General features: G+C 72.9%; 5 protein-coding genes and 2 pseudogenes. 5 read left to right on the top strand and 2 right to left on the bottom strand.

Annotated features, from left to right (window positions below; genetic code table 11):
- From cofH to ACJ73U_RS36360, 5 genes and pseudogenes are all read left to right on the top strand, one after another.
- On the top strand, window positions 1-1,730 hold a 1,730-nt coding region (cofH, locus tag ACJ73U_RS36340), incomplete at its 5' end, for a 5-amino-6-(D-ribitylamino)uracil--L-tyrosine 4-hydroxyphenyl transferase CofH (RefSeq protein ID WP_407782289.1).
- A gap of 99 nt (window positions 1,731-1,829) precedes the next feature.
- Window positions 1,830-2,028: pseudogene (locus ACJ73U_RS36345) on the top strand (zinc-dependent metalloprotease); the annotation flags it as partial.
- A gap of 193 nt (window positions 2,029-2,221) precedes the next feature.
- Window positions 2,222-3,307 carry an S-(hydroxymethyl)mycothiol dehydrogenase gene (locus tag ACJ73U_RS36350; RefSeq protein ID WP_407782290.1) on the top strand — a complete coding sequence of 362 codons (1,086 nt, stop codon included), beginning with the start codon at window positions 2,222-2,224 and terminating at the stop codon, window positions 3,305-3,307.
- Entirely contained in the window at window positions 3,307-3,930 is a 624-nt protein-coding gene (locus tag ACJ73U_RS36355; RefSeq protein ID WP_407782291.1) for an MBL fold metallo-hydrolase, read from the top strand. The genes ACJ73U_RS36350 and ACJ73U_RS36355 overlap by 1 nt, the downstream gene beginning before the upstream one ends.
- A gap of 28 nt (window positions 3,931-3,958) precedes the next feature.
- The gene (locus tag ACJ73U_RS36360) at window positions 3,959-5,200 is read left to right on the top strand and encodes an aspartate aminotransferase family protein (RefSeq protein ID WP_407782292.1); all 1,242 of its coding nucleotides are present in this window, start codon (window positions 3,959-3,961) and stop codon (window positions 5,198-5,200) included.
- Window positions 5,201-5,203: 3 nt separating this feature from the next.
- Here ACJ73U_RS36360 and ACJ73U_RS36365 read toward each other — a convergent pair whose 3' ends face one another.
- Window positions 5,204-6,097 carry an SRPBCC family protein gene (locus ACJ73U_RS36365; protein ID WP_407782293.1) on the bottom strand — a complete coding sequence of 298 codons (894 nt, stop codon included), beginning with the start codon at window positions 6,095-6,097 and terminating at the stop codon, window positions 5,204-5,206.
- Window positions 6,078-6,215, bottom strand: a pseudogene (locus ACJ73U_RS36370) (transcriptional regulator); the annotation flags it as partial. The gene ACJ73U_RS36365 and the pseudogene ACJ73U_RS36370, both read right to left, overlap by 20 nt.

Consider the following 6,215-nt stretch of genomic DNA (forward strand, 5'->3'; position numbering starts at 1 on the left):
ACACGGCCATGCGCGGCATGCCGGACGTGGAGGCCGCGGAGCTGGCCGCCACAGTGGCCGTCGCACGGCTCGTCCTGGGTCCGAGGATGCGGATCCAGGCGCCGCCGAACCTGATCGCGGGCGAGTTCGAGTTGCTGCTGCGTGCCGGCATCGACGACTGGGGCGGGGTGTCGCCGCTGACCATCGACCACGTCAACCCGGAACGGCCGTGGCCGCGGCTGGACGAGCTTGCCGAGCACACGAGTGCCGCGGGGTTCGCGCTGGCGGAGCGGCTGCCGATCTACCCCGAGTACGTGACGCGCGGCGAGCCGTGGATCGACCCGCGCGTCGCCCCGCACATCGCCGCCCTCGCCGAGCCGTCCGGGTTGGCCGCGCCGGACGCGCGGATCGTGGGCCTGCCGTGGCAGGAACCGGAGGTCGCGCTCGTCTCCTCGGGCCGCACGGACCTGAACACCAGCATCGACACCGCCGGGCGCACCGACGACCGCCGCGAGGACTTCGACTCCGTCTACGGCGACTGGGAGGAGCTGCGCGCCCAGGTCGACAGCATGCGCGCCACCTCGACGCGGGGCGAGTTCGCCACCGCGTTGCGGCACGCGGAGGCCGACCCGGCCGGACTGTCCGACGCGGACGCCCTGACGCTGCTGACCGCCGAGGCCGGGAGTGAGATCGAGGCGTTGGCCGCGCTGGCCGACGACCTCCGCCGGGACACCGTCGGCGACGACGTGACCTACGTGGTGACGCGCAACATCAACTTCACCAACGTCTGCTACACCGGCTGCCGGTTCTGCGCGTTCGCCCAGCGCCGCACGGACAGCGACGCCTACACGCTGTCCCTGGAGCAGGTGGGGCAGCGGGCCGAGCAGGCCTGGGAGGTCGGCGCGACCGAGGTGTGCATGCAGGGCGGCATCCATCCCGACCTGCCGGGCACGGCGTACTTCGACATCGCCGCCGAGGTGAAGAAGCGGGCACCCGGCCTGCACGTGCACGCGTTCTCGCCGATGGAGGTGGTGAACGGGGCGTCCCGCACGAACCTGTCCATCCGTGACTGGCTGACCGCCGCGCGCGAGGCCGGGGTGGACTCGCTGCCCGGCACGGCGGCGGAGATCCTGGACGACGACGTGCGGTGGGTGCTGACCAAGGGCAAGCTGCCGACCTCGGCGTGGATCGAGGTCGTGACCACGGCGCACGAGCTGGGCATCCCGACCACCTCGACGATGATGTACGGGCACGTGGACACCCCGGCGCACTGGGTCGCGCACCTCAAGCTGATCCGCGACCTGCAGGCCCGCACGGGTGGGTTCACCGAGTTCGTGCTGCTGCCGTTCGTGCACACCAACGCGCCGCTCTACCTGGCCGGGATCGCGCGGCCGGGCCCGACGCACCTGGAGAACCGCGCGGTCCACGCCCTCGCCCGGCTGCTGCTGCACGGCCGCATCGACAACATCCAGACCTCCTGGGTGAAGCTCGGCGACCGCGGCGTGGTCGACGTGCTGCGCGGCGGCGTGAACGACCTGGGCGGCACGCTGATGGAGGAGACCATCAGCCGCATGGCCGGCTCCGAGAACGGCAGCTACAAGACCATCGCCGGCCTGGAGGCGCTGGCCGCCGAGGCGGGCCGCCCGGCACGGCAGCGGACGACCACGTACGGCGCGGTGCCGCCGGAGCGGCTGACGACGGCCCGCGCCCACGACGGCGTGTGGCGGCCGAACCTGCTCCCGGTGGTGTAGCCGAACCGGGACGCCACCGCGTTCCCGGCCGCCCGGCGGGTGGAACCGGCGCCCCGCCGGCCGGGCCGACGCGACCACCGGCGGCCTCCCGCCTCGTCGATGGCGTTCGGTTCGCAGCCGGGCAACGCGCTGGCACAGCTCGCGTCCGAGGTGCTGACCGCCACCCACATTCGGCCTGCCCCTTGGCCCGCCCGCGACAGCCGCCCTGCTGGGCGCGAACACCGAGGAGTTCACGAAGGGCCTGGAACGCCCGACCAGCGAGGTGATGGTGTTCCTCGCCGCCCACCAGGCCGCACACCCAGCGCCTGGTGCTGGACACCCCGGGCGGCCGGCGCGTGGTGACGTCGCGTCGGTGCCCAGCACGCCTGACCCGACCTGGAGAGGCGCGTTCGCGACGCTCGACGTCGTGAACGCGCGATCCGCGGCGGTGCATCCGGCGGCGTAGCTGGTAGAAGTACTTATCGGCAAACAGGCATGGGAGGGATCGGCACATGGCTCAGCAGGTGCGGGGTGTCATCGCACGGTCGAAGGGCGCTCCGGTCGAGATCGAGACGGTCGTCGTGCCGGATCCCGGGCCCGGTGAGGCGGTGGTCGCGGTCCACGCGTGCGGGGTCTGCCACACCGACCTGCACTACCGCGAGGGCGGGATCAACGACGAGTACCCCTTCCTGCTCGGGCACGAGGCCGCCGGGGTCGTCGAGCAGGTCGGCGAGGGGGTCACCGAGGTCGCACCGGGTGACTTCGTGATCCTCAACTGGCGCGCGGTGTGCGGGACCTGCCGCGCCTGCCTGCGTGGCCGCCCCTGGTACTGCTTCAACACGTTCAACGCGTCCCAGCCGATGACCCTCACCGACGGCACGGCGCTCTCGCCCGCGCTCGGCATCGGCGCGTTCGTCGAGAAGACGCTGGTCCACGCCGGCCAGTGCACGAAGGTGGACCCCGAGGCCTCGCCGGCCGCGGTCGGCCTGCTGGGGTGCGGGATCATGGCCGGCATCGGCGCGGCCGTCAACACCGGCGGCGTCACCCGGGGCGACAGCGTCGCGGTGATCGGGTGCGGCGGCGTCGGCAACGCGGCCGTGGCGGGTGCCCGGATCGCCGGTGCCACGAAGATCATCGCGGTCGACCTGGACGACCGGAAGCTGGAGTGGGCCAAGGGGTTCGGCGCCACGCACACGGTCAACGCCGGCGAGCGGGACGTGGTCGAGGCGGTCCAGGAGCTGACCGGCGGCTTCGGCGCGGACGTCGTCATCGAGGCGGTCGGCCGGCCCGAGACGTGGCGGCAGGCGTTCTACGCCCGCGACCTCGCCGGCACGGTCGTGCTGGTCGGCGTGCCGACGCCGGACATGCGCATCGACATGCCGCTGATCGACTTCTTCTCCCGCGGCGGCTCGCTGAAGTCCAGCTGGTACGGCGACTGCCTGCCCTCGCGTGACTTCCCCTACCTCGTGGACCTCTACCGGCAGGGCCGGCTGGACCTCGACAGGTTCGTCACCGAGACGATCGCGCTCGACCAGGTCGAGGAGGCTTTCACCAAGATGCACCACGGCGACGTGCTGCGTTCGGTCGTGGTCTTCTGATGCGGGTCGAGAAGGTCGTCACCTCGGGCACGTTCAACCTCGACGGCGGCAGCTGGGCGGTCGACAACAACGTCTGGCTGCTCGGCGACGACGACCAGGTGCTGGTGATCGACGCCGCCCACGACGCGCGCGCCATCGCCGACGCGGTGGGGGAGCGGAACGTGCTGGCCATCGCGTGCACGCACGCGCACGACGACCACGTGAACGCCGCGCCCGCGCTGTCGGAGCTGGTCGACGCGCCGGTCCTGCTGCACCCGGCCGACGACGTGCTGTGGCGCCTCGCCCACCCCGACGACCGGCCCACCGACACCCTGGCCGACGGCGACGTCCTGCACGTCGGCGGCACGGCGGTGCACGTGCTGCACACGCCGGGGCACGCGCCCGGCGCCGTGTGCTTCCACGTGCCCGAGCTGGGCGTGGTGTTCACCGGCGACACGCTGTTCCAGGGTGGCCCGGGCGCGACCGGGCGGTCCCACTCGGACTTCCCGACGATCATCGACTCCATCCGGCACCGGCTGCTGACGCTGCCGCCCGAGACCGTGGTCCACACCGGCCACGGCGACGACACGTCGATCGGCGCCGAGGCCCCGCACCTGGAAGAGTGGATCGCACGAGGTGACTAGCCTTCGTCCGACGGGAGGATGAGCGCCGATGGCCGAGTTGTCCCCGATGCTGAAGCAGGCGACGCCCGTGCTCGCCGACCGCGGCGAGGGCGTCTACCTCTACGGCGAGGACGGGCGCCGCTACCTGGACTTCACCGCCGGCATCGGGGTGACCAGCACCGGGCACTGCCACCCGCGCGTGGTCGAGGCGGTGCGCGAGCAGGCCGGCAGGCTGATCCACGGTCAGTACACGACCGTCCTGCACCGGCCGCTGCTCACCCTCACCGAGCGGCTCGGCGAGGTCCTGCCGGCGGGCCTGGACTCGCTGTTCTTCGCGAACTCCGGCAGCGAGGCGGTCGAGGCGGCGCTGCGGCTGTCCCGGCACGCGACCGGGCGGTCGAACGTCGTGGTGTTCCACGGGTCCTTCCACGGCCGCACGATGGGCGCCGCGTCGATGACCACCTCGTCGACCAAGTTCCGGGCCGGGTTCGCGCCGCTGATGGGCGGCGTGGTCGTGGCGCCGTTCCCGACCGCCTACCGCTACGGCTGGTCGGAGGAGGAGGCGACCCGGTTCGCGCTGCGCGAGCTGGACTACGTCCTCCAGACGCTGACCGCGCCCGCCGAGACGGCCGCGTTCTTCGTCGAACCGGTGCTCGGCGAGGGCGGGTACGTGCCCGCGAACGCGGCGTTCCTGCGGGGTCTGCGCGAACGCGCCGACCGGCACGGGATCCTCCTGGTGGTGGACGAGGTGCAGACCGGGTTCGGCCGCACCGGGCGCTTCTGGGGACATGACCACTTCGACGTCCGTCCCGACGTGCTGATCACGGCGAAGGGCCTGGCCAGCGGATTCCCGCTGTCGGCCATCGCGGCGCCGGCCGAGTTGATGTCCAGGGCCTGGCCGGGCTCGCAGGGCGGCACCTACGGCGGCAACGCGGTCGCCTGCGCCGCGGCGATCGCCACGCTGGACGTCGTCCAGTCGGAGGGGCTGGTCGAGAACGCCGCCACGCAGGGCGCCCGCCTGCGCGAGGGCCTGGCCAAGGTGGCCGCGGACGCGCCGGCCATCGGGGACGTGCGCGGGCTGGGCCTGATGCTGGCCAGTGAGTTCGTCGACGCGGACGGCAACCCGGACCCGGGTGCCGCCGCCCGCGTGCAGCAGGCCGCCGGCGCGGCCGGCCTCCTGCTGCTGACCTGCGGCGCGGCGGGCAACGTCATCCGCATGATCCCACCACTCGTGGTCGACGCCGACCAGATCGACGAGGCGCTCGCCCTGTGGCGGCAGGCCGTCTCCTGAGCGTCACCCGTAGTGCTCGACCAGTTCCGCCACCCGGTCCTCGGACCAGGGGTCGTGCACGCCGCCGGTGGCCGCGGCGAAGAACAGTTCCAGGCGGTGATGCCAGGTGGCCAGGGCGAGGGCCCGCAGGTCGGCCCGGGCCGCCGGCAGGACGTGCGTCAGCTCCACCCGCTCACCGAGCCTCGGGTCCGACACGAACTCCCAGCGCACCGTGCCGGCCGGCTCGCCGTCGTGGGACCACCCGTGTTCCAGGACGCGGGGCGGCTCCTGCTTCGTCGCGTCCACCTCCAGGCTGTCGACCAGCACCGGCCAGGTGTCGGCCGGCGCGCGCCACACCAGGTCACGGGCGAACCGCAGCTCGTCCCCTTCCGGTGTGGACACCACGGTGCCCTCGCCCAGGCCGAACTGCTCGATGTAGTGGGCCATCGGCGTGACCCAGTCCGTTCGGTGCGGCACGGTCGTCCCGTCCAGGCGCGCGACCAACTGGTCGAGGCAGGTGTCCCAACCGGCGGCCGCGCGGCCCGCGCCGAGGAGACCGACCCGGCCGCCGCCGAGCGTCTGTGAGAACACGAGCAGGCAGCCGTCGCCGTCGGGGACCAGCTCGATGCGCAGGACGTCGGAGTTCCAGCGGAACATGAAGACCTTCGGCTCGTCGACCTCCAGCACCTCGCCGTCCCACTGCCCGTCGACCGGTGCGGTGTCGGGGAAGGTGAACCGCATGGGTGCGCCGGGCCGCAGCTCCGCCTCGACCGCGGCCGGGAACCAGTGCTTCAGCTCCGCCGGGTCGGTCACCGCGCGCCACACCTTCGCGGGCGCGTGGCGGAGCCGGCGCTCGAACCGCAGCGTCGGTTCCCCGTTGACGTAGGTCAGTGTCGCGTCAGTCGTCGTCTTGGTCATCGTCCATCGTCTCCAGGTGGCGTTCCAGGGCATCCAGGCTGTTCGTCCACATCCGGCGGTAGGGCGCCAGCCACTCGTCGATCTCCGCGAGCGGGGCGGGGCGCAGCCGGTACCAGCG

It is taken from the genome of Actinophytocola sp. (assembly GCF_045807065.1).
Lineage (GTDB): Bacteria > Actinomycetota > Actinomycetes > Mycobacteriales > Pseudonocardiaceae > Actinophytocola.